The sequence below is a fragment of the Acidovorax sp. GW821-FHT09A11 genome (assembly GCF_059418365.1).
On record NZ_JBWKPS010000003.1, the window covers coordinates 409,396 to 435,211 of the forward strand.

At 68.8% G+C, this 25,816-nt stretch carries 25 protein-coding genes; 10 read left to right on the forward strand and 15 right to left on the reverse strand.

Annotation, left to right across the window (positions count from 1 at the left end; translation table 11 throughout):
• Positions 1 to 33: 33 nt before the first annotated feature.
• The 3 genes from AC07PV_RS09510 (at position 34) to AC07PV_RS09520 (ending at position 1,823) form a co-directional block, all read left to right on the forward strand.
• The gene (locus AC07PV_RS09510) at positions 34 to 915 is read left to right on the forward strand and encodes a helix-turn-helix domain-containing protein (protein ID WP_494630070.1); all 882 of its coding nucleotides are present in this window, start codon (positions 34 to 36) and stop codon (positions 913 to 915) included.
• An 86-nt stretch (positions 916 to 1,001) separates the two neighbouring features.
• Positions 1,002 to 1,379 carry a VOC family protein gene (locus AC07PV_RS09515; RefSeq protein ID WP_218296597.1) on the forward strand — a complete coding sequence of 126 codons (378 nt, stop codon included), beginning with the start codon at positions 1,002 to 1,004 and terminating at the stop codon, positions 1,377 to 1,379.
• Positions 1,380 to 1,394: 15 nt separating this feature from the next.
• A complete protein-coding gene (locus AC07PV_RS09520; protein WP_218296596.1) occupies positions 1,395 to 1,823 on the forward strand; it encodes a VOC family protein in 429 nt (142 codons plus the stop codon).
• Positions 1,824 to 1,853: 30 nt separating this feature from the next.
• Here the strand turns inward: AC07PV_RS09520 and AC07PV_RS09525 are convergent, their stop codons facing one another.
• Positions 1,854 to 2,306 (reverse strand): Lrp/AsnC family transcriptional regulator, encoded by a 453-nt coding sequence (locus AC07PV_RS09525; RefSeq protein WP_218296595.1) that lies wholly within the window; start codon positions 2,304 to 2,306, stop codon positions 1,854 to 1,856.
• 103 nt (positions 2,307 to 2,409) lie between these two features.
• Here AC07PV_RS09525 and AC07PV_RS09530 point away from each other — a divergent pair, with 103 nt between their 5' ends.
• Positions 2,410 to 3,030, forward strand: coding sequence for a LysE family translocator (locus tag AC07PV_RS09530; RefSeq protein ID WP_494630073.1), 621 nt, complete (start codon positions 2,410 to 2,412; stop codon positions 3,028 to 3,030).
• Positions 3,031 to 3,133: 103 nt separating this feature from the next.
• Positions 3,134 to 3,673: an EVE domain-containing protein gene (locus AC07PV_RS09535; protein ID WP_494630074.1), complete on the forward strand. Its 540-nt coding sequence runs from the start codon at positions 3,134 to 3,136 to the stop codon at positions 3,671 to 3,673.
• Positions 3,674 to 4,070: 397 nt separating this feature from the next.
• Here the strand turns inward: AC07PV_RS09535 and AC07PV_RS09540 are convergent, their stop codons facing one another.
• The 12 genes from AC07PV_RS09540 to AC07PV_RS09595 all read right to left on the reverse strand — a co-directional run bounded on the left by AC07PV_RS09540 (position 4,071) and on the right by AC07PV_RS09595 (position 19,289).
• Positions 4,071 to 4,781: a hypothetical protein gene (locus AC07PV_RS09540; protein WP_494630075.1), complete on the reverse strand. Its 711-nt coding sequence runs from the start codon at positions 4,779 to 4,781 to the stop codon at positions 4,071 to 4,073.
• A 161-nt stretch (positions 4,782 to 4,942) separates the two neighbouring features.
• Positions 4,943 to 8,680, reverse strand: a complete 3,738-nt coding sequence (locus AC07PV_RS09545; RefSeq protein ID WP_494630077.1) for a molybdopterin cofactor-binding domain-containing protein — start codon at positions 8,678 to 8,680, stop codon at positions 4,943 to 4,945.
• Positions 8,677 to 9,180 (reverse strand): (2Fe-2S)-binding protein, encoded by a 504-nt coding sequence (locus AC07PV_RS09550; protein WP_218339175.1) that lies wholly within the window; start codon positions 9,178 to 9,180, stop codon positions 8,677 to 8,679. The genes AC07PV_RS09545 and AC07PV_RS09550 overlap by 4 nt, the downstream gene beginning before the upstream one ends.
• A 22-nt stretch (positions 9,181 to 9,202) precedes the next feature.
• A complete protein-coding gene (locus AC07PV_RS09555) occupies positions 9,203 to 10,375 on the reverse strand; it encodes an ABC transporter substrate-binding protein (protein ID WP_218339176.1) in 1,173 nt (390 codons plus the stop codon).
• Between the two features lie 142 nt (positions 10,376 to 10,517).
• On the reverse strand, positions 10,518 to 11,261 hold the full coding sequence (locus tag AC07PV_RS09560; RefSeq protein WP_492255350.1) for an ABC transporter ATP-binding protein: 744 nt from the start codon (positions 11,259 to 11,261) through the stop codon (positions 10,518 to 10,520).
• A gap of 2 nt (positions 11,262 to 11,263) precedes the next feature.
• The gene (locus tag AC07PV_RS09565; protein WP_218296587.1) at positions 11,264 to 12,049 is read right to left on the reverse strand and encodes an ABC transporter ATP-binding protein; all 786 of its coding nucleotides are present in this window, start codon (positions 12,047 to 12,049) and stop codon (positions 11,264 to 11,266) included.
• Positions 12,046 to 13,956, reverse strand: a complete 1,911-nt coding sequence (locus AC07PV_RS09570) for an ABC transporter permease (protein WP_494630079.1) — start codon at positions 13,954 to 13,956, stop codon at positions 12,046 to 12,048. The genes AC07PV_RS09565 and AC07PV_RS09570 overlap by 4 nt, the downstream gene beginning before the upstream one ends.
• A gap of 169 nt (positions 13,957 to 14,125) precedes the next feature.
• Positions 14,126 to 15,331 carry an ABC transporter substrate-binding protein gene (locus tag AC07PV_RS09575; protein ID WP_218339177.1) on the reverse strand — a complete coding sequence of 402 codons (1,206 nt, stop codon included), beginning with the start codon at positions 15,329 to 15,331 and terminating at the stop codon, positions 14,126 to 14,128.
• A 74-nt stretch (positions 15,332 to 15,405) separates the two neighbouring features.
• Entirely contained in the window at positions 15,406 to 15,990 is a 585-nt protein-coding gene (locus AC07PV_RS09580; RefSeq protein WP_492254354.1) for an amino acid synthesis family protein, read from the reverse strand.
• 48 nt (positions 15,991 to 16,038) lie between these two features.
• Positions 16,039 to 16,680, reverse strand: coding sequence for an amino acid synthesis family protein (locus AC07PV_RS09585; protein WP_218296583.1), 642 nt, complete (start codon positions 16,678 to 16,680; stop codon positions 16,039 to 16,041).
• Positions 16,681 to 16,701: 21 nt separating this feature from the next.
• Positions 16,702 to 17,628 carry a UPF0280 family protein gene (locus AC07PV_RS09590; RefSeq protein ID WP_492808200.1) on the reverse strand — a complete coding sequence of 309 codons (927 nt, stop codon included), beginning with the start codon at positions 17,626 to 17,628 and terminating at the stop codon, positions 16,702 to 16,704.
• 11 nt (positions 17,629 to 17,639) lie between these two features.
• The gene (locus AC07PV_RS09595; protein ID WP_218339180.1) at positions 17,640 to 19,289 is read right to left on the reverse strand and encodes a 6-hydroxynicotinate reductase; all 1,650 of its coding nucleotides are present in this window, start codon (positions 19,287 to 19,289) and stop codon (positions 17,640 to 17,642) included.
• A gap of 174 nt (positions 19,290 to 19,463) precedes the next feature.
• On the opposite strand from AC07PV_RS09595, the gene fdxA reads away from it, so the two are divergent.
• The 4 genes from fdxA to AC07PV_RS09615 all read left to right on the forward strand — a co-directional run bounded on the left by fdxA (position 19,464) and on the right by AC07PV_RS09615 (position 22,708).
• Complete coding sequence (gene fdxA / locus AC07PV_RS09600) at positions 19,464 to 19,793, forward strand: ferredoxin FdxA (RefSeq protein ID WP_218296580.1); 330 nt, start codon at positions 19,464 to 19,466, stop codon at positions 19,791 to 19,793.
• A gap of 66 nt (positions 19,794 to 19,859) precedes the next feature.
• Positions 19,860 to 20,636 carry a ferredoxin--NADP reductase gene (locus AC07PV_RS09605; protein ID WP_218296579.1) on the forward strand — a complete coding sequence of 259 codons (777 nt, stop codon included), beginning with the start codon at positions 19,860 to 19,862 and terminating at the stop codon, positions 20,634 to 20,636.
• A 46-nt stretch (positions 20,637 to 20,682) separates the two neighbouring features.
• Positions 20,683 to 21,390 (forward strand): TetR/AcrR family transcriptional regulator, encoded by a 708-nt coding sequence (locus AC07PV_RS09610; RefSeq protein WP_494630081.1) that lies wholly within the window; start codon positions 20,683 to 20,685, stop codon positions 21,388 to 21,390.
• 130 nt (positions 21,391 to 21,520) lie between these two features.
• Positions 21,521 to 22,708: an amidohydrolase family protein gene (locus AC07PV_RS09615; RefSeq protein WP_369641082.1), complete on the forward strand. Its 1,188-nt coding sequence runs from the start codon at positions 21,521 to 21,523 to the stop codon at positions 22,706 to 22,708.
• A gap of 64 nt (positions 22,709 to 22,772) precedes the next feature.
• Here AC07PV_RS09615 and AC07PV_RS09620 read toward each other — a convergent pair whose 3' ends face one another.
• Positions 22,773 to 23,582 (reverse strand): outer membrane lipoprotein, encoded by an 810-nt coding sequence (locus AC07PV_RS09620; protein ID WP_494630083.1) that lies wholly within the window; start codon positions 23,580 to 23,582, stop codon positions 22,773 to 22,775.
• A gap of 268 nt (positions 23,583 to 23,850) precedes the next feature.
• On the opposite strand from AC07PV_RS09620, the gene AC07PV_RS09625 reads away from it, so the two are divergent.
• Positions 23,851 to 24,762, forward strand: coding sequence for a DUF72 domain-containing protein (locus AC07PV_RS09625; protein ID WP_369641080.1), 912 nt, complete (start codon positions 23,851 to 23,853; stop codon positions 24,760 to 24,762).
• A 41-nt stretch (positions 24,763 to 24,803) separates the two neighbouring features.
• On the opposite strand, the gene AC07PV_RS09630 is transcribed toward AC07PV_RS09625, so the two are convergent.
• On the reverse strand, positions 24,804 to 25,643 hold the full coding sequence (locus AC07PV_RS09630) for a YihY/virulence factor BrkB family protein (RefSeq protein ID WP_370628116.1): 840 nt from the start codon (positions 25,641 to 25,643) through the stop codon (positions 24,804 to 24,806).
• Positions 25,644 to 25,816 lie beyond the last annotated feature (173 nt).

Consider the following 25,816-nt stretch of genomic DNA (forward strand, 5'->3'; position numbering starts at 1 on the left):
TCGCCGCGTTGAATGGACGGATGGAGCCAGAACATGCACTTTTCGAACATCGGAACCATCCACTCGTACAGCCTGTTCGGCGAGTCGCAACACCTGCCCGATGTGCTGCACTGCGAGACAATTGCCGAGCGCTCGGTGCTGCACGACTGGGAGCTGGCGCCGCACCGGCACACACGGCTGCACCAGGTGCTGCTGATCACCTCGGGCGGGGGAGTGGCGCACCTGGATGGCGAGCGGATTGCGCTGTTTGCGGGTGCGCTCATCAACGTGCCGCAGGGGCACGTGCATGCGTTTCGCTTCACGCAGCACACGCAGGGCTGGGTGGCCACGCTGGCCGATGAATTGATGGACGAGATTTTTGTGCGCGTGGGCGATGTGCGGCGCGACCTGGCGCGGCCCGCCGTGGCGCCCGCGCCGCCTGAGCTGCACCAGGCCATGGGCCAGATCTGGCAGGAGTTCTCGGGCCGCGCCAAGGCGCGTGCGCTGGTGCTGCGGGGCCTGAGCGCCACGCTGCTGGGCTGGGTGGCCCGCGCCATGGAAGAGCACAGCCCGGGCGACGCTGCAGCACCAGAGTCCAGCCTGGTGCTGCGGCTGGAGGCGCTGATCGAGGCGCATTTCCTGGAGCACTGGCAGGTGGCGGACTATGCGCGCGCACTGGCCGTATCGCCCACGCACCTGAGCCGGGTGGCCCGCGCCACCACCGGGGTGTCGGCCCAGCGCCTCATTGAGGCGCGCCTGATGCGCGAGGCGCGGCGCAACCTGGCCTACACCCATCTGGGCGTGGCCACCATCGCCTACACGCTGGGCTATTCGGACCCGGCGTACTTCACGCGTGCCTTCACGCGCGATGCGGGCCTGTCACCCCGCGCGTTTCGTGCGCAGGTGGCTGCGTCGGCGCCCACCCCGGCGATGTGATGCCGCGTGACAGGCTGCTGACACGCCGCTGTCAGCAGCCCCCGATCACCATCAGGGCTTCTTTCTTTCACACACAAGGAGCCCCCATGAAAAACGCCGTCGCCTGGTTCGAGATCCCCACCACCCAGCTGGACCGCGCCCAGGCCTTTTATGAAGCCGTGCTGGGCCAGCCCATGCGCCGCGAGAACATGGGCCCGAGCGAAGGCGCCGTGTTTGCCTACGACCCCGCGGCCGATGGCGCGGGGGGCGCGCTGATGATGGGTCCCACGGCGCCGCAGGTTTCTGGCGGTGGCACACTGGTGTACCTCGATGCATCGCCCTCGCTCGACGCCGCGCTGGAGCGCGCGGTGGCCCAGGGCGGCCGCGTGGCCCTGCCGCGCCAGGCACTGCCGCCGGGCATGGGGTTCTTCGCGCACATCCATGACCTGGATGGCAACCGCGTGGGTCTTCACGCACTGTCTTGAAGAAAGGACAACCGCATGGAAACACAGGAACTGCACAGGGGCCGCCTCATCGACCACATCCAGCTGGTCGTGCGCGACCTGCCGGCCAGCCAGGCCTTCTACACCGCCGTGTTCAAGGCGCTCCAGGTGCCGATGGGCGGCACGGGCGAAGGGTACTTCTGGGCGGATGAGCTGTTTGTCTCCACCGCCGACAGCGCCGCCGCCCAGGGCCATCTCACGGGCCGGCACCACCTGGCCTTCCAGGCCCGGGACCGCGCCATGGTGGAGGCATTCCACCAGGCCGCCCTTGCCCATGGCGGCACGGACAATGGCGCCCCGGGCGAGCGGCCGTACCACCCCGGCTACTACGCCGCCTTTGTGCTGGACCCGGACGGCAACAACATCGAGGCGGTGTTCCACGGCGAGGCGCAGCGCAGCGCGCCGTCGGTCAAGGTGACGTTCTGATGGCCTGACGCCCCGGGCCCCGCCACTGGATCAACAACCCACCTCGGGGCGGGCCAGGCCGCGCAGCGGTATCGGCGTGGAGAACACGATGGAAGTGCGTGTTTCTCCATAGCCGTTGATGTCGCCCAGGAAACGCTCCAGATCCGGCAGGTCGCGCGCCACCACCTGCAGCACATACGAATCGTTGCCGCTGACATGGTGGCATTCCAGCACCCGCGCGGATTGGCGCAGCTTGTCGATCAGCGCCTTCTTGCCGGGCTGCGGCACGTTGATGCCCACCACCGCCCGCACGCCGTAGCCGACCTGGGCGGGGTCGATGTCGGCATGCACGCCACGCACCACCCCGGCCTCCTGCAGGCGCCGCAGGCGCTCCAGCGTGGCGGGCACCGACAGCCCGACCGTGTGCGCCAGGTCCTTGAGGGATGCACGCCCGTCGGCCTGCAGCGCGGTGATGAGCCGCCAGGCCTTGTCATCGACTTCCATGGAACGCCTTTTTTGAGTAAATGCAGAAAAATAGGAAACCAGAATTGAAAAATACCTAATTTTCAGCATTCTCCTTCGCAAGGCACCCCCCTAGCATCGGTGCATGGACTTCGCACCACTCACCCTCTTTCTTCAAGCCGCCCTCATTGGCGTCCTCATCGCGGCCCCCGTGGGGCCCATCGGCCTGCTGACGATGCAGCGCACCCTGGAGCGGGGCCTGGCGGCCGGGCTGGCCACCGGCCTGGGCGCCGCTGCCGCGGACGCGGTGTACGGCGCCATCGGCGCCTTCAGCGTGCGCTGGCTGATCGACCTGCTGGCCAGCGCCAAGACACCGCTCGCGCTGGGCGGCGGCGCGCTGCTGCTGGTGCTGGCCTGGCGCACCTGGCATGCGCCGGTAGCCCACACCGCCGCCCCGGCGCGCGATGCGCGCGGCCTGCTGGGCCTGGCGGCGGGCACCTTTGCGCTCACGCTGGCCAACCCGGCCACCATCGTGTCGTTCATCGCGGTGTTTGGGTCGCTGGGCGGCGGCCGGCAGGCCATGCCGTCACCGCTGTGGATGGTGGCGGGCGTTCTGGCGGGCTCGGCAGCGTGGTGGCTGCTGCTGACCGGCGCGATTGCGTACCAGCGGCGGCGCTTCACGCCGGCCTGGCGCCAGCGCATCAACCAGGCCTCGGCACTGCTGCTGGGCGGGTTTGCGTTGTGGCAGTGGGGGCAGTTGGTCTGACGGCTCGTGTAGCCAACGCAGGAGATGCTGCAAGGGTACTGACACTGCGGTGTCAGCAGCCCGCCCGCACCATCGGTGGCTTCTTTCCCCAGGAGCTTTTTTCATGACCGACGCCGTGCTGCAACACACCCTTTGGCCGGATGCCGAGCCTGTGCGCATGGAAACGTCCGTGTCGGCGGCAACCTCTGGCGCCCCAGCGCGCCGCAACTGGATCGCCGTGGCCTGCGCCCAGCACGCCCACCGGGGCTGCGCCACACCCGGTGCGGGCTACATGCAGGTGTGCCACGGCAAGGCAGCGCCGCTGCAGCGCATACGGCCCGGCGACCGCGTGGCGTACTACGCGCCCACGGTGACCATGGGTGGCAAGGACCGGCTGCAGGCGTTTGTCTCCATCGGCCTCGTGCTGCCGGGCGCGCCGTATGCGTTTGACATGGGCGGCAGGTTTGTGCCGTCGCGGCGGGACGTGGCCTATGTGCCTGCACGTGAGGCGGCGATTGCGCCGCTGCTGGACGATTTTGAATTTGTGGACGACCGCCAGCGCTGGGGCAGCAAGTTCCGCTTTGGGCTGCTCTCCGTCAGCGACCATGACATGCGCCTCATTGCGCGGGCCATGCGAGCCGAATTGCAATTGCTACATTTTTAGTAGCCACCAGTGCAATCGGGGCCAGCGCTAGGGCCCTAAAAGATTCAAAATTGACTTTGAATGGCCGCGTGGCGCGTCAGCACACCGCCATCAGCGTGTCTACCACCCTGCGTTGGGCGGCGGTCAGGGCGGCATAGCCTTCACGCAGCAATCGCAGCACGATCTCGTGGATTTCCAGTTCACTAGCGGGCATGGTCTTCTCCTTGAACGACAGTGGACGGCCGCTGCTTGGGCAGGCCGATGACGTGGGCGCCTGCCACAACAATGCGGGCGCCCGGGCCTGCCCCACCATGGACCAAGCCCCGATGTCACTGTGCCGAGGCGGCAGCGCAGGCGGTGGCGCGATAAACGGGGAAGTTCGCGGCCTTTTTCGCGCGCCGCTCTGCAATCAAAAAGCCTAAGGGGAGGTGGCCCCGGGCACGTAGGCGTCGATGACCGGCGGCTCGCTGTCCCCCGCAGCGGTGCGGGCCAGCTTGAGCCAGGTCCAGGTCTCCACATCGGGCGCGTCGTAGCTGCCGTAGGACTGCCCGCCCCACGAGAAGTACGAGCCCTTGTTGCCCGTGCTGACGGTGCGCTTGCCCACGGCCAGCCCGCCATCCTTGAGCAGCGCCAGCCTGAAACCCTGCAGCACGCCCGAGGCCCCAGGCTCCTTGTCCGGCGACACGGTCTGCGGGACCAGGTCGAGCATGCCGGAGCTGCAGCGGGCCTGCGCGCCGCCGTAGGTGACCAGACTCCACTGCCGAGTCAACGAGGTGCGCACGTTGCGCGCGCGGTTGACGGTGCGCGTGCGCAGCGTGGTTTCGCCGCGCTGCTGCTGTACCCAGACCTGCATCTCCGGCGAACCGGTGAAAAACGGCAGGCTGCCCCGCACACCACCGGGCTCCACCGGCGGCCAGGCGTACATCCCTTGCAGCGACGGGCAGCCGAACCAGCTGCTCTGCACGGGGCCAAACGCCGGGGGCGGCTTGGGCGACCCCTGCACATCCGGCCCGCAGGCCGTGAGGGCCAGGCAGCACAGGGCCAGCGTTGCGGCCCCGCCTATGCGCTGCGCGCGCCGGTGCGGGGTGCGCAAGGCGCTATGCGATGGCAAGGGGACGGCATCTGTCATGGTGTCTGGGCGATGGTGCAACCCGATTGTCGGGCTGAACACGGGGCCTGCGTTTGCTCCATTTTTGATAGCTGCTTGCGCATGTTCCACTAGCGCCTCAGCACCAAAAAGCTTCAAAACGTGTTGACGCTCGCCCAGAGCGGTTCTGCGAGATCGTCAGTCTAAGGATGCGCAGGCCCCGCCCGCACACGGGCCAGCGCCTCGGGCACATCACGCCACGCCGGGCGCCCGGGGGCGTAGCGCTGGCGCATGTAGCCTGCCAGCTCGGTGATCTGCGCGTCGCTGAGCGCGTGGCCAAAGCCGGGCATGAAGCCGATGTCGCGCGCGGCGGGTTCGCGGATGCCGTGCACGATGACCTGCAGCAGGTTGTCGGGCCGGTCGCTGTGCAGGTTGCTGTTGAGGGCCAGCGGAATGTTCACGCCCAGCAGCTTCGGCCCGTCGCCGTCGTGGTGGCAGGCGGCGCAGGCGCCGTTGAACAGGCGCTGCGCGGAGCCGGGCTGGGGCGCGAGCGCGGCGGCCTGGGCCACGGCCGCCGTGGCGCGGGCCCGCGCCGCGTCGGCGGCAGGCTCCGTGGCGGCCGTGAACGAGGCGAGGTAGGTGGCCATGGCGCGGATGTCGCCGTCGGGCAGGTGCGCCAGCTCGCGCACCACGGGCGCCATGGGGCCGGAGGCGCTGCCGTGCTGCGCGCTGTGGCCGTGGCGCAGGTAGCCGTAGAGCGACTCGGCGCTCCAGGGCACGGGTGCCTTGGACAAGCCGGTGAGCGCGGGGGCCTCCCACCCGTCGATGAGCGCGCCCGACAGGAAGGCCGCCCCGCCCTGCTCCGCGCCCAGCGCATTGCGCGGCGTGTGGCAGGCGCCGCAGTGGCCCACGCCCTGTACCAGGTAGGCGCCCCGGTTCCACTCGGGCGGGCGCGCGGGGTCGGGCTTCCAGGGCGTGGCGTCGTGGAACAGCGCGTTCCATCCAGCCATGAGCGGGCGCACGCTGAAGGGGAATGCAAGTCGGGTGGCGGGCACCTCGGCGCGCACGGCGGGCTGCGCCATGAGGTAGGCGTAGACCGCCGTGAGGTCGTCGTCGCTCATCTTCGCGAACGAGGTGTACGGGAACGCCGGGTACAGGTGGCGGCCGTCGCGCGAGATGCCCTCGCGCATGGCGCGCTGGAAGGCGCTGAACGACCACCGGCCGATGCCGGTCTCGGCGTCGGGCGTGAGGTTGGTGGTGTAGACGGTGCCGAACGGCGTTTCCATGCCGCGCCCCCCCGTGTTGGGCGTGCCGCCGGGCGCGGTATGGCAGACCACGCAGTCGCCCGCGGCGGCCAGCAGGCGGCCGCGCTCGATGGTGGCGGCGTTGTACACCGCCGCACCGCCCGCCGTCTGCACCACGGGCGCGATGGACGGGCGCCAGCCCAGCAGCGCGGCGCCCATGGCCAGCCCACCCGCGGCCAGGGCCAGTGCACGCGCCCAGGGGCTGCGCTGGCGCGGCCACGTGGCGGTGGCGGGCACGGTAGGCGCTGGCAGTTCCAGGGTGGGCAGCACGTCGGCAGGCTGCGTGGTGGCGGTGCCTGCCGTGCCCGCATCTCCCGCACCGGCGTTGCCCGGCAGCGGATTGAGCCCGGCGCGCACCACCTCGGGCGTGAAGGGCGGCGCGCGAAAGCGCACACCCGTGGCGTCGAAGATCGCGTTGGCGATGGCCGCCGTGCCGGGCACGGAGGACGACTCGCCCGCACCCAGCGGCGCCTCGTCCTGCCGGGGCATGTGCATGACCTCGATGACCGGCACCTCGCGGAAGCTCAGGATCGGGTAGCTGCCCCATTCGCGCGTGTCCACCGCCTGCGTGACGGGGTCGAAGCGCACCTGCTCCTTGAGCGCGCGGCTGGTGGTCTGCACCACGTTGCCGTGCACCTGGTGCTCCACGCCGGCCGGGTTGACCATGAGGCCCGCATCGTGCCCCACGACCACGCGGCGCACATGCACCTCGCCGGTCTTCCGGTTCACGTCCACGTCGGCCACCCAGGCCGCCCAGGCGGCGCCAAAGCCCGGCCATTTGCTGTGGATGTAGCGCGCGTAGGCAAAGCCCTGGCCCTGCACCCAGTCGCCGTCCAGCCCGCGCTGCAAGGGGCCGGTGCGGCGCACCCAGCCCGCCTTTTCCGCCGTGGCCTGCACGAGCTCGGCCGCGCGCGGATCGTTCAGCAGCTGCAGGCGGAATTCGACCGGGTCCACGCCCGCCGCCGTGGCCAGCTCGTCCACATAGGACTCGTGCGCGAACGAATTGGGCAGCGCCGAGACGCCGCGCAGCCACGAGGCCCGCACGATGGGCGCCATGTCGTTCACGGCCACGCGCAGGTTGTCGTAGCCGTAGGGCGGGCGCGCGGTGCGGTCGCCCATCTCGTAGGCCTGGGCCACGGGCTCGATGGTGCGCGTGAGCAGCAGGGCCAGCGTGGGCGCGCCGTTGGAGGGGTAGGAGGTCTCGAAGTCGTAGGCCGCCACCGAGCCATCGGCGTTGAGCCCGCCACGCACCTGCATGAGCTGGGCCGTGCCCTTGGGCTCCCACAGGTGCTCCTGCTCGCGCGTGAGCTGCACGCGCACGGGCGCCCCCACGGCGCGCGAGAGCAGCGCAGCATCGGCCGCCACGTCGTCGGCCCCGTTGCGGCCGTAGCAACCCGCAGCCTCCATGCGCACCAGGTCGATGTCCACGTCGGCCAGGCCCATCAGCCGGGCCAGGTCGGCGCGCAGCACATGGGGGTTCTGCGTGCCGGCCCAGACGGCCATGCGGGCACGGCCCGAGGTTTCGTCCTGGCGCCACTCGGCCACCGCGCACGAGGGGCCGATGGAGCCGTGCAGCTGGTAGGGCCACACATAGGTGCGCGGCATGGGCTGGTCGGCAGCGGCCAGCGCGGCATCCACATCGCCCTCGTCCACCAGGCGGCGCTGGGTGGCGGGGTTGGCGCGAATGGCCTGCTCCACCGCTTCAGCGCTGTCCTGGCGCGGGAAACCGGGCCAGTGCTTCCACTGCACCTTCAGCTCGCGCAGGGCTTGCTCGGCCTGCTCCTCGCGCTCGGCGACGATGCCCACGAAGTCGCGGATCACCACCACCGCGCGGATGCCCGGGATGTGGGCGATGGACGACTGGTCCACCGATTCCAGCGTGTTGCCGATGAAGTCGCCATGGTCGGCGCCCGCATAGGGCGGGCGCACCACGCGCCCATGCAGCATGCCGGGCACGCGCATGTCGTGCACGAAGACCAGCTCGCCGCTGACCTTGGCGGGGATGTCCACGCGCGGCACCGGCTGCCCGACCACGGTGTAGTCGGCCGCGGGCTTGGTGGGCGTGGCCTCGGCGAGCTCCAGGGTGGTGTGCGCGCCAGCGAGCAGTTCGCCATAGGCCACCTGGCGCGCCGGTTCGGCGGCCGCCTGCACCACCCCGGCCTGCACCCGCAGGGTGTCGGCCGCCACGCCCAGGCGCGCGGCGGCGCGCGCCACCAGCCAGTGGCGCGCCTGCGCCGCGGCGATGCGCAGCGGCCTGGCGTGGATCTGGATCGAGGCGCTGGCGATGGTCGCGCCCTGGTTGGGCGCGCGCGCGGTGTCGCCCAGCACCATGTGCACCCGGGCCAGCGGCACATCGAGTTCCTCGGCCACGATCTGCGCCAGCGCCGTGCGGATGCCCGTGCCCAGGTCGACGTGGCCGTTGAGCGCGGTCACGCTGCCGTCGTCCCACACGGCAATCAGGATTTCGACCCCCTCGGCCGGATTGCCCGCCACCAGCGCGGGCTGGCCTTTGACGGGCGGCGGCGCGGGCGGCGGGTTGCGCACCACCAGCAGCACACCCTGCGCGGCATGGAAGTCGGCGCGGGTCAGGGGTGCGTGGGCGCGCAATGGCAAGGCGCCGGCGGGCGTGGTGCTCATGCCCTGGCCTCCCGCATCAGCACGGCCGCGCGCAACACGGCGCGGATGATCTCCACATGGGTGCCGCAGCGGCACAGGTTGCTGGCCAGTTCGCGGCGGATGGCGGCCTCGTCGGGGTCGGCGTTGCGCTCCAGCAGGGCCACGGCCATCATCACCATGCCGCTCAGGCAATAGCCGCATTGCGCGGCCTGCTCGTCGATGAAGGCCTGCTGCACCGGGTGCAGCCCCGTGGCCTGGCCGCAGCGCGCCGGCAGCCCCTCCAGCGTGGTCACGTCGCGCCCCGCCGCGCCCCGCGCGGGGATCACACAGGCCCGCGCGGCCACGCCGTCCACCAGCACCGTGCACGCGCCGCACTGCCCCAGGCCACAGCCGTACTTGGGGCCGTTGAGCTGCAGGTCGTTGCGCAGCACGTGCAGCAGCGTGGCGCCGTCCGCGCCGGTGGCGGGCAGTGCGCAGGGCTGGCCGTTGACGGTGGCCGTGGCGCTGGGGGTGGCGTGCATGGGGCGAACGGACTCCTGGCCTTCAGCGCTTCAAGGTGCCCGAGCGCGTGTACATCTCCAGGTCCACGAAGTTGGAGCCATTGTGGTTGCCCGGGCCGTATTGCAGCGGGAAGTCGCCGAGCTTGGTCGTCCCCATGTCCTCCATGGCCTTGATGAAGCCATCGCGCGTGAGGTTGCGGCCCGCGCGCTTGAGGCCTTCGACGAACACGCGCGCGGCGATGTAGCCTTCCAGCATGGTGTAGCTGTCGATCTTCTCGCCGGCGTCGGCGCGGTCCTTGCGGTAGTCCGCCACGATGGGCATGCGGCTGGACTGGGGCGACGGCACAATGCTGGCGGTCACCAGCCCTTCGATGCCGCCGTTCAGGCGCTGCGCAGATCCCGGCGCGTCGGTGATGCCGACGGAGATGGTGTACAGCGGCGCCGCGCTGCCGCTGGCACGGTAGTCGCGCAGGAACACTTCCACCATCTTGCCGGCCATGATCATCACCACGGCACCGGGCTGGGCCTTGGTGAGCGTGGCAACCTGGGGCTTGGCGTCGGTGGCGGCGATCTCCATGGGCACGGATTCCACCACCTTCACCTTCAGGCCCTGCGCGATCTGCAGGCAGGTCTCGAGGTTGGACTTGCCGAACGCGCTGTTCTGGTAAATGACGGCAATGTTGTTGATGCCCAGGGTGGCCAGGTGGCCCACGATCTTGCGCAGCTCGGTCTCGTAGCTGGCGCGCACGTGGAACAGGTGGCGGTTGTGGTTGGTGCGGAACGAGGTCGTGCCCACCAGTGGCGCGAACATGGGCACGCCCGCCTTCTCGGCGATGGGCATGGCCGCGATCAGGTTGCCCGTGGCCACGTAGCCGATCAGCGCGAACACCTTGTCCTCCTCGATGAGGCGCGTGGTGTTCTCGGCGGTCTTCTTGGGCTCATAGGCGTCGTCGTGCGAGACGAGTTCCAGCGCACGCCCGTGCACCCCGCCGGTCTTGTTGGCCTTGTCGAACGCCAGCACGATGCCGGCCTTGTAGTCCACCCCGAAATCCTTGGCCGGCCCCGTGAAAACGGCCGACTGCCCCACCTTGATGCGGGTGTCCGTCACCCCGGTCTCGGCCGCTGCCGGGCCAGCGGCTCCCAGAGCGGCGGCGGCCAGGGCCGTCAGCACCACCCGGCGGTCGATGCTCCCATCCTCCATCCCACGAAACTTCATGAAACGCTCCTTACATCAAAGGCGCAAGTTTCCCTGCAAGCGAAGCGACTGTGCAACCATTTCCGCGAGGTGTTGTGAATCCGTCATAGCCGCCACCCCGGGCCCTGGCCGCGCCATGGGCGGGCGGGCAGCGGCCATGGCGCTATACGCTGAGGTAGGCGCGGCGAACCTCTTCGTTCGCCGCCAGCTCCGCCATCGTGGCCTGGTAGCGGATCTGCCCCTTCTCCAGCACATAGGCGCGGTCGGACACCAGTTCGGCAAAGTGCATGTTCTGCTCGGACAGCAGGATGCTCACGCCCTGTTCCTTGAGCTCCAGGATCATGTGCGCCATCTGCTCCACGATCACAGGCGCCACGCCTTCGGAGGGTTCGTCCAGCAGCACCAGGTAGGGGTTGCCCATGAGCGTGCGGGCCACGGTCAGCATCTGCTGTTCGCCGCCGCTCATGCGCCCACCCGGGCGCTGGGGCATTTCGCCCAGGTTGGGGAACAGCTTGAAGAGACGCTCGGGTGTCCACACCGGGGCTGTCGTGCCATCGGGCCAGCTGCGGGCGGGCTGGCGCCCCACCTCCAGGTTTTCCATCACCGTGAGGTCGGTGAACACGCGGCGGTCCTCGGGCACGAAGCCCAGGCCCAGGCGCGCCGCATCGTGCGGGTCGCTTTTGGAGATGTCCTGGCCCATGAACCGGATCTGGCCCTTGCGCTTGGCGAGCATGCCCATCAGCGTCTTGAGCGTGGTGGACTTGCCCGCGCCGTTGCGGCCCATCAGGGCCACGACCTCGCCCCGGCGGACGTCCAGATCCACGTCGTACAGGATCTGCGCGGCGCCGTACCAGGCCTGCAGCCCCTGGGCCTGCAGCAGCACTTCTTTGGGTTCGTTGGTCGTCATGCTCATGCGGCCTCCGCAGCAGCGGCTGCCGTTTTCTTCTCGAAGGTCTTGCCGGTGCCGAAGTACACCTCCTGCACCTTGGGGTGGTCGCGCAGCTCCAGGGGCTTGCCCTCGGCGATGAGCCGCCCGCGCGCCAGCACGATCATGCGGTCGGCGTACGCGAACACCACGTCCATGCTGTGCTCGGTGAACAGCACGGCCATGCCGCGGTCGATCACGAGCTGCTTGGTGAGCGCCATGAGTTCGTTGCGCTCCTTGGGCGCCATGCCGGCCGTGGGCTCGTCCATGAGCAGCAGCTTGGGCGCGTTGGCCATGGCGATGGCCAGCTCCACGCGCTTCACATCGCCATAGGCCAGCACGCTGCAGGGGCGGTCGGCCTGGGACTTCATGCCCACCTGGTCCAGCAGCGCCAGGGCTTCTTCTCGCTTGTGGTCGGCCGCCTTGCGCCACATCGCGAAAAGGCGGCTGTCGTGGGAGATCAGCGCCATCTGCACGTTCTCCACCACGGTGAGGGAGGCGAAGGTTTCTGCGATCTGGAAGGTGCGGCCCACGCCCATGCGCCAGATGTCGCGCGGCTTGCGGCCCACGAGCTCCTGGCCGTGGAGCTGGATCGAGCCCGCGTCCGCCGCCAGCTGGCCGTTGACCATGTTGAAGGTGGTGGACTTGCCGGCGCCGTTGGGGCCGATGAGTGCCAGCAGTTCGCCGGCGGCCAGCTCGAAATGGATGCCATCGACGGCCTTGACGCCGCCAAAGGACTTGCCCAGGCCCGTGACTTTGAGCAAGCTCATGCCTTGCCCTCCTGCTTGTTGATATCGGCTTCGCGCCGGTTGTCGAAGAGCTGCTTGATGGCCCCCGCAATGCCCTGGGGAAACAGCAGCACCAGGATCAGGATGATGGCGCCCAGCATGGCGCGCCAGTAATCGGTGTTGCGCGCCACGGTGTCGTGCAGCCAGGTGAACGTGACGGCGCCCACCACGGGGCCCGCCAGTGTCTGGATGCCGCCCAGCAGCACCATCACCAGGCCATCGACCGATCGGCCCACGTGCAGCGTCTCGGGCGAGATGCTGCCCTTGGAAAACGCGAACAGCGCGCCGCCCAGGCCCGCGAACAGCCCGGCGATCACGAAGGCCGTCCACTGCATGCGCTTGACGTCGATGCCGATGGCATCGGCGCGCAGCACCGAATCACGGCCTGCGCGCAGCGCATAGCCGAACGGCGAGAACAGGATGCGGCGCAGCAGCAGCACGCCCCCCACGACCAGTGCCAGCGTGAGGTAGTAGTAGTTGCGCTTGTCCGACAGCCAGGCCGCCGGCCACACGCCGGTGAGGCCGTTGCTGCCGCCGGTGAAGCCATCCCACTGGTAGCAGATGGCCCAGGTGATCTGCGCGAAGGCCAGCGTGAGCATGGCCAGGTACACACCCGACAGCCGCACGCAGAACCAGCCGTAGACGAGCGCGCCCGCCGCGGCCGCGAGCGGTGCCAGCACCAGGGCCAGCTCCATGGGAATGCCCGCAGAGCGCACCAGCAGCGCCGCCGCGTAGGCACCCAGGCCAAAGTAGGCCGCATGGCCGAACGAGTGCATGCCCGCCGGGCCCATGATGAAGTGCAGGCTGGCCGCGAACAGCGCGGCGATCAAGAGGTCGATGAACAGCACGGTGAGGTACGGCGAGCCGGCCGTGAGCAGCGGCAGCAGCACCAGCACGGCCACCAGGGCCACGCCGCCGAGCTTGAACCAGCGGTCGGGCGCGCGCAGCGGTGTCTCCGGCAGGCCCGTGTTGCGGCTCACGCCCTGCGGACGGCCCATCAGTCCCCAGGGGCGCACCACCAGCACCACCGCCATCACGAGGAACTCCACCACCAGGGTGAGCTTGGAGAAGGAGACGCTGTAGCCGAGGATCTCCACCACGCCCAGCCAGATGCACACGGCCTTGATCTCCGCGATCAGCAGGGCCGCCACATAGGCGCCCGGGATGGACCCCATGCCGCCCACCACCACCACCACGAACGCGGCGCCGATGGTGTTCAGGTCCATCTCCAGCGTGGCGGGTTCGCGCGGCAGCTGCAGCGCGCCACCCAGGCCCGCCAGCAGGGCGCCGAGCGCGAACACCGCCGTGAACAGCCAGGCCTGGTTCACGCCCAGCGCGCTGACCATCTCGCGGTCCTGCGTGGCGGCGCGCACCAGCGTGCCCCAGCGGGTGCGGGTGAGCAGCAGCCACAAAAGGCCCAGCACCACCGGCCCCACCACGATCAGGAACAGGTCGTACGAGGGGAATTGCCGCCCCAGGATGTCCACCGAGCCCGACAGGCCCGGCGCGCGCGGGCCGAGCAGCTCCTCGGGGCCCCAGATCCAGAGCGCGGCATCCTTGATCACCAGCACGAGCGCGAAGGTGGCCAGCAGCTGGAACAGTTCGGGCGCCTTGTAGATGCGGCGCAGCAGTACCACCTCGACCAGGGCGCCGAGCGCGCCGACCACCACGGCCGACAGCAGCAGCGCGGGCCAGAAACCCAGGCCCGTGCCCAGCTTGGCCACCAGCGAGTAGGCGACGTAGATGCCCACCATGAAGAACGAGCCATGCGCGAAATTCACGATGCGCGTGACACCGAAGATCAGCGAGAGCCCGGCGCCCACCAGGAACAGCGAGGAAGCCCCCGCCAATCCGTTGAGCAGCTGAACGATAAAACTCGAAAAACCCATCTCAGGTCTCCACGGCGCTACCTACGCGCCGCCCACAGCCTATGAAACTGGCGCACCCCAGGCCAGGGCAGCCGAGCAAGGGCCGCCCCGCAGTGGGGGCGGCGCCCCCTTCCCGCGCACAGCACGGCAGAAGGGGGAAGACGCGAAGCGTCTCAGGGAGGGTTGCAACTCAATCCGCGGGGCGCATCTTCTTGACTTCGTCGTTGCTGGGCTGCACCTTGCTGCCGTCCACGTAGCGGTAGTTCACCATCACGCCCTTGCCGCCCTCGTTCTTGGTGCGGCCCACGTAGCCGCCCATGGTCGACTGGTTGTCTTCGGCCCGGTAGACGATGGGGCCGAAGGGTGTGGGCACCTGCAGGCCCTTGAACGCGGCCACGAGCTTTTCGGTGTCGGTGGAGCCGGCTTTCTTCATGCCCTCGGCCAGCGACTTGATGGCGCTGTAGCCCACGATGGAGCCCAGGCGCGGGTAGTCGTTGAACTTGCCCTGGTAGGCCGTCTGGAAGGCCTTGTGCTCGGGCGTCTGGATACCGTACCAGGGATATCCCGTGACGATCCAGCCGTTGGGCGCCTCGTCCTTGAGCGGGTCCATGTACTCCGGTTCGCCCGTCAGCAGGCTGACCACCTCACGGTCCTTGAACAGGCCCCGCGTGTTGCCTTCGCGCACGAACTTGGAGAGGTCGGCACCGAAGAGCACGTTGAAGATCGCATCGGGCTTGGCATCGGCCAGGGCCTGCACCACGCTGCCCGAGTCGACCTTGCCCAGCGGCGGCGCCTGCTCGACGACGAATTCCACATCGGGCTGGGCCGCCTTGAGCAGCTGCTTGAAGGTGGCCACGGCCGACTGGCCGTATTCATAGTTGGGGTAGACCAGCGCCCAGCGCTTCTTCTTCAGGGCGACGGCCTCGGGCACCATCATCGACACCTGCATGTACGTGGAGGGGCGCAGGCGGTAGGTGTAGCGGTTGCCGTTCTGCCACACGATCTTGTCGGTCAGCGGCTCGCCGGCCAGAAAGAAGAATTTCTTTTGCTTGGCGAAGTCCGTCAGCGCCAGCCCCACGTGCGACAGGAAGGACCCCGTGAGCACATCGACCTTCTCGCGGGACACCAGCTCCTCGGCGGCCCGGACCGCGTCGCCGGGGTTGCCGTTGTCATCGCGGATGACCAGCTGGACCTTCTTGCCCAGCACGCCGCCCGCGGCATTGATCTCGTCAACGGCCAGCTCCATGCCTTTCTTGTAGGGCTCCAGGAAGGCGGGCTGCGCCTTGTAGCTGTTGATCTCGCCAATCTTGATGACATCCTGGGCGTGCACAGGGGCCAGCGTGATGGCCAGCGCGGCCGCAGCCGTGGCACGCATGAGGTTTCGTCGCATCGTCATGGGGAAACTCCTGAAAGGTGGGTTGGGGAGACAGGGGGGATGGTGGTGGGTGATGGTAGTGCCGGGGACCGCGCTCAGCGCAGCCCGTCCGTACCCTGGATTTCGGACGCCTTGAGGCCGCCCACGCGGGGCAGCGGCCGGCCGCTGTCCGTCACGACGACGGCGACGACGATTTCGTTGGCCCGCGGCGCGTCGGCCACGCGGGCCTCCATGGCGTCGAAATGGCTGCGCACGTAGGCCGCGTCCTTGTGGCCCAGGGGCACGTCGATGGCCGTGCCCAGGCCACCGATCTTCTTGCTCGACGGCACCAGCGCGGCGCCTTTTTCCACCGCCACGCGCAGCGGGGCGCCCAGCTTGGGGTGCAGGATGGCGGCAGCGTGCTCCAGTTCTCCCGCCTCGCCCACGATGGCGGCCTTGCCATAGCTCTGCGCCTGGCCCGGCTCGATGCCCAGCGCGGCGACGCAGCGGGCGCCCAGCAGGGCCCCCAGCTCCTCGCCGATGGCCACCAGCTCGTCGAGGTTCTCGACATAGCGGCCCGCAAAGGGGTTGTCGATCACGGCCATGGCGAGGGCCTTGCGCACGGGGGGCTGCACGTCGCGCCCCATCTCCACGCGGACTTCATCCGTCTGGACAATGATTTTCCGGATCTTGGCTGGCATGTGTTGCTCCTTGGTTTTCTTGTGGGCGCGGCAGCGGGCCTGGCGCCTTCAGCGCAGGCCGTCCCATTGGCTGATGTCGGCGGCCTTGAGCCCGCCGACGCGGGCATGGATGCGCGCGCCCGTGGTCATGGCGAGGATGAAGACGATTTCATCGGACGCGGGCGCTCCGGGAACGCGCACCTCGATGGCATCGAAGTGGCTGCGCACGTAGCTGGCGTTGATGTGGGTGAGCGGAACATCCAGCGCCGCGCCGGGGCCGCCGACCTTCTTGGTGGAGGGCACGATGGACAGGGCATTGGCGGGCTGCCCGGTCTTCTTTTCCGCCTGGCCCTTGGCATAGGCGTTGCGGTCGCCCTTCCAGCCCAGCAGCTCGCGCATGGCATAGCCGCCGGGCACGTGCCACAGCGCGCCATGTTCCAGCTCGCCGGCGGCCCCGACGATGGCGCCCTTGCCGTAGGTCGCGATGCGCTCGGCGGGCACGGCCATGGCCTTGAGCAGCCGCTGGGCCATGTCCAGCCCCACATCCTGCAGGGCGTCCATCATCGGGAGAATGTCCGGCTCATACCGGCCGGAATAGGGGTTTGTCAGCACCGCGCCGATGGCGCCGCGCAGCAGCGGCACATCGGCCACGGGCCCGAATTCATGCCGGACTTCCTCGAGATGGGTGAAAACACGTCGTATCTGGATCATTTTGGAAACCTGTGCAATTCGTTAAGCAAATACCGAACCAACTTCTGCCTGCGGCGCCATTTCCACCGGCAGCGCCATGCCATCCGCCGCTGGCTGCGCCGCCGCGGTGGCCACGAACTGGCCCTGGCAGGCGAGCAGGGCGAACCACAGCAGGCCCTGTGCCTGCAATTCTTGCGCCTTTTGCAGCCCCTGCCCCAGCGCGCGATGCACGAGCCCGGCAGGCAATGGCGGAACATCCACTGTGACAGGAATGGCACCCAGATCGCTGTCATCGCGGACCCGCCATGCCGGCATGCGCAGGATGCGTTCGTCATCCACATTGACGGCATTGGCCACGATCGTGGCCGCGGCGTCGGCCTCGGCCGCGGTGCGGGCCAGCACCGTGACGCTGTCGGCAATGCCCAGCGAGTGGCTGCGCCCGCGCCAGCCGCTGGTGGCCACACCGCGCACGGGCATGGCGCTGTCGATGCGAATCTTTCCGTCCAGGACCAGCCCGTGGCGCCATTGCGCGGCGTCCAGCGCGGCGATGTCGGAATACACCCCCACGGTGGCCGACTGCCCGGGGGCCAGGTGCAGCGCGATGTCTCCGCCATTGTTGACCCAGGCCCGCCCAATGCCGTCCTGGGCATAGCACCCGAGGATCTCCTGCGCCACCGACCCCGCGACCGCAGCCATCGCGGTGATGAAGCCTGCGCGGTACGGCCTGCAGGCCGTCCACATGCGGCGCGCGACCACGCCGCGCAGGGGACAGGCGCCCCCCTCCACCGGCGCGCGCAGGGCTGGCAGCTCGTCCACCAGTTCCTGCAGCAGACCCTCGAAACGCGCCCAGGCACGCTCATGGGCCTGGGCCACGGCATCGGCTGCGCCCTCCGCCTGGATGACGAGATCCATGGGCCCGTGCTGGAAATGCCAGCGGCCGTCGGACAGGGGATTGCGGCAGGCTTGCATGGCGGTGCCGCTCAGCCCAGCAGGGGCGGGCGCCCCAGCGGCCAGGGGTTGGCGGACGGCAGCGTCTGCCATGCCAGCGCCTGGGGCGCGCCGTCGTTGTGCCACGCGCCGTGCTCCAGCACCTCGCGCAGGCTGCGGATCTGCCCGGCATGGCCGCCCAGTGCTTCGTAGTCGGTGCGGCGCATGCTGAATTCGATGGGCGCCACGATGGCGGGCGTGGGCACGGTGCCAAAGCTGTTGTCGGGCATGCGCAGCACATCGGCCATCACGGTGATGCCGCCACCGGGCCACACATAGGCCGGCGCGCCGCCGCAGGTCACATTGACCAGCGCATTCTTGATGGAGCGGGTGAGCAGCACGGGGTTCTCGGTGACGCCGGCACGCAGGCTGCCGCCCGCGCCGCCGAGGAAAAGCACCGAAGCCAGCGAGGGCTCGCAGTTCTCGCCGATGCGGTCCACGATGCGGCGCACTTCGGAAGGCATCTGCGCCTCCACCGGGTTCAGCTGCCCGTCCAGCACATACCAGCAGGCATGCTCGCCCGTGGTGGATGTCATGAGCAGGCGCAGGCCGGGCCATGCCACCTCGGGGTCCCAGCCTTCGATGATGGCCAGCGGGTCGGCGATGTCGGTGCCGCCCCAGCCCGTTCCCGGATTCGCCACCTGGAAATAGCGCCCCGGCGTGGACTTTCGCCCGCGCATCTGGATGCCCGAGGACTTCATGTCCAGGCAGCGCCCAGCCTGGTGCTCGGTCAACACGCCGGTGATGTGGTCGTCCACCACCACCACCTCATCCGCATGGCCGAAAAACTGGCGCGCGAAGATGCCGATGGCGGCCGAGCCGCAGCCCACGCGCATGCGCTGCTCGGCCACGCCGTTGACGATGGGTGCGCGCCCGGCCTGGATCACGAGCTGCGAGCCGCCGTCGATGGTGAACTCCACGGCCTGCTTGTTGCCCAGCAGCTGCATCATCTCGGCGGTGACGCGGCCTTCCTTCTTGGTGCCGCCGGTCAGGTGGTGCACGCCGCCGAGCGACAGCATCTGCGAGCCGTATTCCGCCGTGGTCACGTGGCCCACCACCTCGCCCTTGCAGCGCACATTGGCCTGCTCGGAGCCGAGGAAGCGGTCGGTGTCGATCTTCACCTTGAAGCTGCAGTAGCTGAAGATGCCTTCGGTGACCACGGTCACCATGTCCACGCCCTGCACCTGGGAGCCCACGATGAACGGCGCGGGTTTGTAGTCAGGATAGGTGGTGGACGAACCCACGCCCGTCACGAAGACCTCTTCGCTCAGCAGCAGGTCGCCCGACCAGGGCGCGGGCGGTGTGCAAGGCGCGCTCCCCGCATCGCTTGCGGCGGCATCCGCACCGCTCTGCTGCGCGGCCTGGGCCCGCGCCGCGAACGGCACCAGCGTGGCCTCGCCGGCCTCCAGGGTCTTGCGCAGCACCACCACCGGGTCCAGCCGCACCAGCACCCCGGCGTGGTTGGCGTAGCGGTCGCACGCCCCCGCGCGGCCCTCGGAAATCTGGCACAGCACCGGGCACGCATTGCACTCGACCTTGGCCGCGTTCATGCGCTCATTGCGGGGCCGGGCGCGCTCGAGCACTTGCGGCAGATCCGGCGCATCCATGCCCGGAAGCCCATCGGTCTTGGTGTGTTCAGTCATCGTGCGGCCCATTCATTGCATCTTTTCAAATGCTTGTACGCTCAGTGCATTTTGTGTAGCATTCACTTAACTTAAATGTTGTGATCACTACATTTATCGCGAATGTAGCGTAATCATCCATGGTCCGCAATGGTGTTTTCGCACCCCCCGAAAAGGTGCATGAGGAGCCCCAATATGACGCACGTTGTCACTGACGCATGCATTCGGTGCAAGTACACCGATTGCGTCGACGTATGCCCGGTCGACTGCTTCAAGGAAGGGCCGCAATTCCTGGTGATCGATCCCGACGAGTGCATCGATTGCGCGGTGTGCATTCCCGAATGCCCGGCCAATGCCATCTACGCGGACACGGACCTGCCGGCGGAGTTCGCTGCCTTCCTGGAATTCAACAAAAACCTGGCCCCGGGCCTGCCCACAATCACCAAAAGAAAGCCTCCACTTCCAGATGCGGAACAATGGAGGGTTGTGAGCCACAAGCTTTCCGGCCTGGATATCGCGTTCTGACGCGCTCCGGGAGCGGACTTCAGCCAGTTTTCCCCTGTTTTTTTCAACTTTCCCGACCCAAGCACCATGAGCGCCTTTCTCGAAGAACGCGTCCTGACGGTCCACCACTGGACAGACCGACTTTTCTCCTTCACCACCACGCGCGACACCGCCCTGCGCTTTTCCAACGGCCATTTCACGATGATCGGCCTGCGCGGGGAAAACGGCAAACCCCTGCTGCGCGCCTACAGCATCGTGAGCCCCAACTACGAGGAACACCTGGAGTTCCTGTCCATCAAGGTGCCCGACGGCCCGCTGACCTCGCGCCTGCAGCACATCAAGGTGGGCGACCACATCGTGGTGGGCAAGAAGCCCACCGGCACCCTGCTGATCGACTACCTGCTGCCCGCCAAGCGGCTGTACATGTTCTCCACGGGCACGGGCGTGGCGCCATTCCTGAGCCTGATCCGGGACCCCGAAACGTACGAGAAGTTCGAGGAAGTCATCCTGGTGCACGGCGTGCGCGAGGTGAAGGAGCTGGCCTATCACGACTACATCACGCAGGAACTGCCGCAGCACGAGTTCCTGGGCGAGATCGTGAGCAAGCAGCTCAAGTACTACCCCACCGTCACCCGCGAGCCATTCAAGCACCAGGGCCGCGTGACCACCGTGATCGAGAACGGCCAGCTGGCGCGCGACCTGGGCCTGCCGGCGCTGAACCCTGCGGAAGACCGCGTGATGATCTGCGGCAGCCCCGAAATGCTGCGCGACCTCAAGCACATGATGGAAGAGCGCGGCTTCAAGGAAGGCAACACCACGAAGCCCGGCGACTTCGTGATCGAACGCGCCTTCGCGGAGCAGTGACCCCCGGCCGGCCCCGCGGGGCCGGCCCTTCTCACCTGGATCATCCATGTCTGCCACACCCACCAAGACCCGGACGGCGTCCACCCGCTCCCCTTCCGCCCGAAAGACGGGGGTGCGCGAACTGGCGGCGCAGACCACGCGGGACAACATCCTGAAAGCAGCGACCAAGGTGTTTGCGCGCTATGGCTACGAAGGTGGCAGCGTGGAGAAGATCTCCAAGGCCGCCAAGTCGTTCGACCGGATGATCTACTACTACTTCGGCAGCAAGGAAGGCCTGTTCATCGAGGTGCTGGAGGAAACATACCGGCGCATGAACGATACGGAGTCCAAGCTCGACCTGGACACCGCCAAGCCGGTCGAGGCGCTGCAGGCGGTGATCCGCTTCGTGGTGGGCTACTACCGCAAGAACCCCGAGTTCATCACGCTGCTCAACACGGAAAACCTGCACAAGGGCAAGCACATCTCCAAGTCGATGCGGGCCCGCGAATACTCGTCGCCCGCCATCGAGGTGATCCGCCGCGTGCTGGAGAGCGGCCAGGCACAAGGCCTGTTCCGCAAGGACGTGTCGGCGCGCGACGTGTACCTGCTGATCGCCGCCACGGGCTACTTCTACATGTCCAACCGCCACACGCTGTCGGCCTTTCTGGGCGAAGACCTGGAGACGCCCGATGCGCTGGCGCACTGGGAGTCCTTCGTCATCGACAGCGTGCTGCGCACCGTGGCGCCGGGCCCCAGCCTACCCAAGGGCAAGTGACGGCCGAAGGTCCGAAGATCTTCGGCACGCACCTCCGCAAGTAGTACGGCAAACGCAGGACGCACCGGACACAACGATTTTCTGAGCGAGGGCCGCAACGGGCCCGAACCCCCACCCACGAGGAGAATCCATGGCAGAAGCAGCAGCCGGCGGCAAGTCGGGCAAAGTGGTCATCAAGAACATCGGTCTTTTGTTGTCGGGCGACCTGGACCGCCCCATCCTCGATGCCGACACCATCGTCGTCAACGACGGACTCATCGTGGCCGTGGGCCGCGAAAAGGACTGCGACACCGAACACGCGCAGACCATGATCGACGCGCGCAAGACCTGCGTCGCCCCCGGCCTGATCGACAGCCACGTGCACCCGGTCTTTGGCGACTGGACGCCGCGGCAAAACCAGATCGGCTGGATCGACTCCACCATGAACGGCGGCGTGACCACCATGGTCTCGGCCGGCGAAGTGCACCTGCCGGGCCGCCCCAAGGACATCGTGGGGCTCAAGGCACTGGCCATCACCGCGCAGCGCTCGTTCGACAATTTCCGCCCCGGCGGCGTGAAGGTGATCGCGGGCGCCCCCGTCATCGAGAAGGGCATGACCGAGCAGGACTTCAAGGACCTGGCCGACGCGGGCGTGACGCTGCTGGGCGAGGTGGGCCTGGGCTCCGTCAAGGCCGGCTACGAAGCCCAGCAGATGGTGGCCTGGGCACGCAAGCACGGCATCCAGAGCACCATCCACACGGGAGGACCCTCCATTCCGGGCTCGGGCCTCATCGACAAGGACGTTGTGCTGGAGGCCGATGCGGATGTGATCGGCCACATCAATGGCGGCCACACCTCCCTGCCCTGGAAGCATGTGTGCGAGCTGTGCGAGAAGTCCTCGCGCGCCATCGAGCTGGTGCACAACGGCAACGAGAAGATCGCCATCCAGGCCGCGCGCGCGGCCATCGAGCTCAAGTGCCCGCACCGCGTGATCCTGGGCACCGACGGCCCGGCCGGCTCGGGCGTGCAGCCGCTGGGCATGCTGCGCATGATCGCCCTGATCTCCAGCTTCGCCGACATTCCCGCCGAGCTGGTATTCTGCTTTGCCACGGGCAACACGGCGCGCATCCGCAACCTGAACTGCGGGCTGATCGAGCCGGGCCGCGCGGCGGACTTCGTGTTCATGGACCGCGCCCAGCACACGGCGGGCGCCACGCTGCTCGAAAGCGTGCAGCTCGGCGACATCCCCGGCATCGGCATGGTGATGATCGACGGCCTGGTGCGCTGCGGCCGCAGCCGCAACACGCCGCCTGCGACTGAAATCCCCGTGGTGCTGTAGCACCCCCCAGCCCATGAAAAAGCCCGCTGGCAGCGGGCTTTTTTTGCATTGGGAACGAGGTGGATCAATATGTGTCCGCCACGCGCACGGCGCCGGGCTGCGGGCGTGGATAGGGCTCCGCCGCCCGCGTGGCGGCACCGTCGTCCACGCGGAAGCCCTTGCCCTGCAGCACCACGGGCGTGCCCACGGCCGGGGGCTGCGCGCGCGTGAAACGCCGCACGGAGCCGTCTTCCATGCGCACGGCGATCTGGTAGACCGTCTGCGTGCGCGTGCGCTCTTCGACCTTGTGGCCCACATAGCCGCCGCCCACGGCACCCAGCACGGTGGCCGCCGTGCGGCCCGAGCCCTTGCCCACCTGGTTGCCCACCACCGCCCCCAGCACCCCGCCGGCGACCGCCCCCACGCCGGTGGCGGGTGCCGCCTGCTGCACGGCCTGGACGGACTCGACACGGCCACAGGTGGCGCACACAGGTGCCTGCGCGGCGGTGCGCAGCGGTTGTTGTTGCTGCTGCTGCTGTTGCGGCTGCCGGGACGGCTCGGCATACCCCTGCGCCAAGGCCGGCGGCTGGTTGGTCACGCTGTGGATGGCAACGTTCCTGTTGCCCACGGGCGGTGGCGCCTGGTAGGACTGCGGGGGCGTGGCAGCCCCTGGCGCACCGTTGGCGGGCTGCGCGGCAGCGGCCAGCGGCGGCGCGTCGGCCGCGGACGGCCCCGCGTTCTGCACCACCAGGGTCGTACCCAGCGCGACCACGCTCACGCCGAGCACCCCGATGGCCGCCCACAGCCACTTGAGGGAGGGCGCCGCGCCGAAGGCCCCCACGGGCGCGGCGGCCAGGGAGCGGGTGGTATTGGAAGGTGAAACGATGAGGCTCATGGCTGTTCTCCGAAAGGTCCAGATGGTTCTGGACGGGTGGCCGCCAGCGTACCCGGCAGTACCGGGAATCCGGGCGTAGCCTCTGTAAAGGACGTAAGAACCTGTTTACACATTCTTCTCTGCGCTGCAGCGGCAGGGCGGCACGTGGCCCCTGCGAACTCCCGGCGCCAAAGGGTGGCAAGCACCCGGGTTGTGCCCGCGCAAACGGCCGCCTATGCTGGCCGTCGGCCCGTGCGCCGCGCGGATGCGGAAAGAAAGGAGGCTCACGATGGCGATGGCTGCGGCACAGATCCGCATCGGGATATCCGGCTGGCGCTATCCGCCCTGGCGCGGCAGCTTCTACCCCCCGGGCCTCACCCAGGCGCGGGAGCTGGAATTCGCGTCGCGGCAGTTCCCCAGCATCGAGCTCAACGGCTCCTTCTATGCGCTGCAGCGCCCGTCCAGCTATGGGCGCTGGGCCGCCGACACCCCCGAGGGCTTCGTCTTCACGGTGAAGGCCCCGCGGTACATCACCCACGTCCTGCGGCTGCGCGACGCCCGCGCGGCCATCGCGAACTTCATGGCGTCGGGGCCGCTGGCCCTGGGCTGCAAGCTCGGGCCCATCCTGTGGCAGCTGCCGCCAAGCCTGGCCTTCGAGGAAGCACTGCTCGATGCCTTCCTGGGCCACCTGCCGCACGACACCGAGGCCGCAGCCCGCCTTGCCCATGAACGCGAGGACCGCATGCGGGGCAAGGAATGGCTGGGCCCCGTGGCCCCGATGCGGATGCGCCACGCCCTCGAGGTGCGCCACGCGAGCTTCTGCCAGCCGGCGACGGTGGCGCTGCTGCGCCGCCACGGCGTGGCGCTCGTGGTGGCGGACACGGCGGGCCGCTGGCCCGAGGTGGGCGATGTGACGGCGGACTTCATGTACCTGCGCCTGCACGGCGCCCAGGAGCTGTACGCGAGCGGCTACAGCGATGCGCAGCTGGCGGCCTGGGCCGGGCGCATCCGCGCGTGGGCCGCCGGCGGCGTGCCGCCCGACGTGCGGCTGCTCTGCGCAGAAGACGCCGGCCCCGCCGCCATGGCCGCGCGCAATGTGTTCTGCTTCTTCGACAACACCATGAAGACCCATGCGCCCGGGAACGCGCTGACGCTCGCCCGCACGCTGGGCCTGGACGCCCAGCTGCACATTTCCGCCTGAGCGCGCGGGGAAGGCACCTTCGGCACCGCCGGCCTCGGGCCTTACTGCGGCACGTGCAGGCGCCCCCGCTGCGCGGGCAAGGCGCCCAGCTCCTGGAACGCCCGGGCGCAGCTCGCGGAAAACAAGAGGACGGCGGACGAGAAGTAGATCCACATCAGCAGCACCACCAGCGACCCGGCCGCGCCATAGGCCGACACCACGGCCGCGGTGGACAGGTACCAGGCCAGCAGCTGCTTGCCCACCGTGAACAGCGTGGCGCCCACCACGGCCCCGGCCATGATGCAGCGTGCGGGCGGCTTGGCCCCCGCGCCGATGCGCATCAGGCCCACGAACAATGCCACGGCAAAGCCGAAGGCGACGGCTTCGTTGACGACCTGCATGACGGGCGCGAGCGGCGCGAACGACAGGTGCGCCCCGGCCCAGCCCGCCAGCAGGTGGATCAGCGTGGACAGGGCCAGCGACACCAGCAGCAGGAATCCCAGCGCCAGCACATAGGCCAGCCCCCGCAGGCGCAGCGAGGCCATGCGCCACCAGGCCGCCCGCTGCGGCACCGGCCCGCCGCCGCGCCAGAGATGCTCCAGCGCCGACTGCAGTTCCACGAACACCCCGGTGGCCCCCGACACCAGCACCACAAAACCCACCAGGGAGGCCAGCCGCCCTTCGCTGGGAGCCTGCGCGCTGGCCAGCGCCTGCCGCACCACGTCGGCCACCTGCTGGCCCATCACCGCCTGCACCTGCGCGATGAGATTGCTCTCCAGATAGCTGCGGTCCATCCACCAGCCCAGCACGCCCACCAGCAGCAGCAGCAGGGGCGCGAGGCTGAGCATGCCGTAGAACGACATGGCCGCGCTCATGCGCAGCCCGTCGGCATCCAGCCACATCTGGGCCGCGCGCCAGAAGGGCTGCAGCAGCCGCCAAAGGGCTTGAAAAGGCAGGAGGAGGTGTTGGACTGTCGGGCGCACGTTCATCGCCACAGCCTAAGGCCGCAAGGCCGTTGCGTCCATGCGCGGATCACCGCTGTGCAGGTAGGTGCGCTCCCACAGCGGCCGCCCGG

Bases quoted from the DNA above. Each gene is read 5' to 3' on its own strand.
- AC07PV_RS09510 (WP_494630070.1), top strand. From the start codon at position 34: ATGCACTTTTCGAACATCGGAACCATCCACTCGTACAGCCTGTTCGGC.
- AC07PV_RS09515 (WP_218296597.1), top strand. From the start codon at position 1,002: ATGAAAAACGCCGTCGCCTGGTTCGAGATCCCCACCACCCAGCTGGAC.
- AC07PV_RS09520 (WP_218296596.1), top strand. From the start codon at position 1,395: ATGGAAACACAGGAACTGCACAGGGGCCGCCTCATCGACCACATCCAG.
- AC07PV_RS09525 (WP_218296595.1), bottom strand. From the start codon at position 2,306: ATGGAAGTCGATGACAAGGCCTGGCGGCTCATCACCGCGCTGCAGGCC.
- AC07PV_RS09530 (WP_494630073.1), top strand. From the start codon at position 2,410: ATGGACTTCGCACCACTCACCCTCTTTCTTCAAGCCGCCCTCATTGGC.
- AC07PV_RS09535 (WP_494630074.1), top strand. From the start codon at position 3,134: ATGACCGACGCCGTGCTGCAACACACCCTTTGGCCGGATGCCGAGCCT.
- AC07PV_RS09540 (WP_494630075.1), bottom strand. From the start codon at position 4,781: ATGACAGATGCCGTCCCCTTGCCATCGCATAGCGCCTTGCGCACCCCG.
- AC07PV_RS09545 (WP_494630077.1), bottom strand. From the start codon at position 8,680: ATGAGCACCACGCCCGCCGGCGCCTTGCCATTGCGCGCCCACGCACCC.
- AC07PV_RS09550 (WP_218339175.1), bottom strand. From the start codon at position 9,180: ATGCACGCCACCCCCAGCGCCACGGCCACCGTCAACGGCCAGCCCTGC.
- AC07PV_RS09555 (WP_218339176.1), bottom strand. From the start codon at position 10,375: ATGAAGTTTCGTGGGATGGAGGATGGGAGCATCGACCGCCGGGTGGTG.
- AC07PV_RS09560 (WP_492255350.1), bottom strand. From the start codon at position 11,261: ATGACGACCAACGAACCCAAAGAAGTGCTGCTGCAGGCCCAGGGGCTG.
- AC07PV_RS09565 (WP_218296587.1), bottom strand. From the start codon at position 12,049: ATGAGCTTGCTCAAAGTCACGGGCCTGGGCAAGTCCTTTGGCGGCGTC.
- AC07PV_RS09570 (WP_494630079.1), bottom strand. From the start codon at position 13,956: ATGGGTTTTTCGAGTTTTATCGTTCAGCTGCTCAACGGATTGGCGGGG.
- AC07PV_RS09575 (WP_218339177.1), bottom strand. From the start codon at position 15,331: ATGACGATGCGACGAAACCTCATGCGTGCCACGGCTGCGGCCGCGCTG.
- AC07PV_RS09580 (WP_492254354.1), bottom strand. From the start codon at position 15,990: ATGCCAGCCAAGATCCGGAAAATCATTGTCCAGACGGATGAAGTCCGC.
- AC07PV_RS09585 (WP_218296583.1), bottom strand. From the start codon at position 16,680: ATGATCCAGATACGACGTGTTTTCACCCATCTCGAGGAAGTCCGGCAT.
- AC07PV_RS09590 (WP_492808200.1), bottom strand. From the start codon at position 17,628: ATGCAAGCCTGCCGCAATCCCCTGTCCGACGGCCGCTGGCATTTCCAG.
- AC07PV_RS09595 (WP_218339180.1), bottom strand. From the start codon at position 19,289: ATGACTGAACACACCAAGACCGATGGGCTTCCGGGCATGGATGCGCCG.
- fdxA (WP_218296580.1), top strand. From the start codon at position 19,464: ATGACGCACGTTGTCACTGACGCATGCATTCGGTGCAAGTACACCGAT.
- AC07PV_RS09605 (WP_218296579.1), top strand. From the start codon at position 19,860: ATGAGCGCCTTTCTCGAAGAACGCGTCCTGACGGTCCACCACTGGACA.
- AC07PV_RS09610 (WP_494630081.1), top strand. From the start codon at position 20,683: ATGTCTGCCACACCCACCAAGACCCGGACGGCGTCCACCCGCTCCCCT.
- AC07PV_RS09615 (WP_369641082.1), top strand. From the start codon at position 21,521: ATGGCAGAAGCAGCAGCCGGCGGCAAGTCGGGCAAAGTGGTCATCAAG.
- AC07PV_RS09620 (WP_494630083.1), bottom strand. From the start codon at position 23,582: ATGAGCCTCATCGTTTCACCTTCCAATACCACCCGCTCCCTGGCCGCC.
- AC07PV_RS09625 (WP_369641080.1), top strand. From the start codon at position 23,851: ATGGCGATGGCTGCGGCACAGATCCGCATCGGGATATCCGGCTGGCGC.
- AC07PV_RS09630 (WP_370628116.1), bottom strand. From the start codon at position 25,643: ATGTGGCTGGATGCCGACGGGCTGCGCATGAGCGCGGCCATGTCGTTC.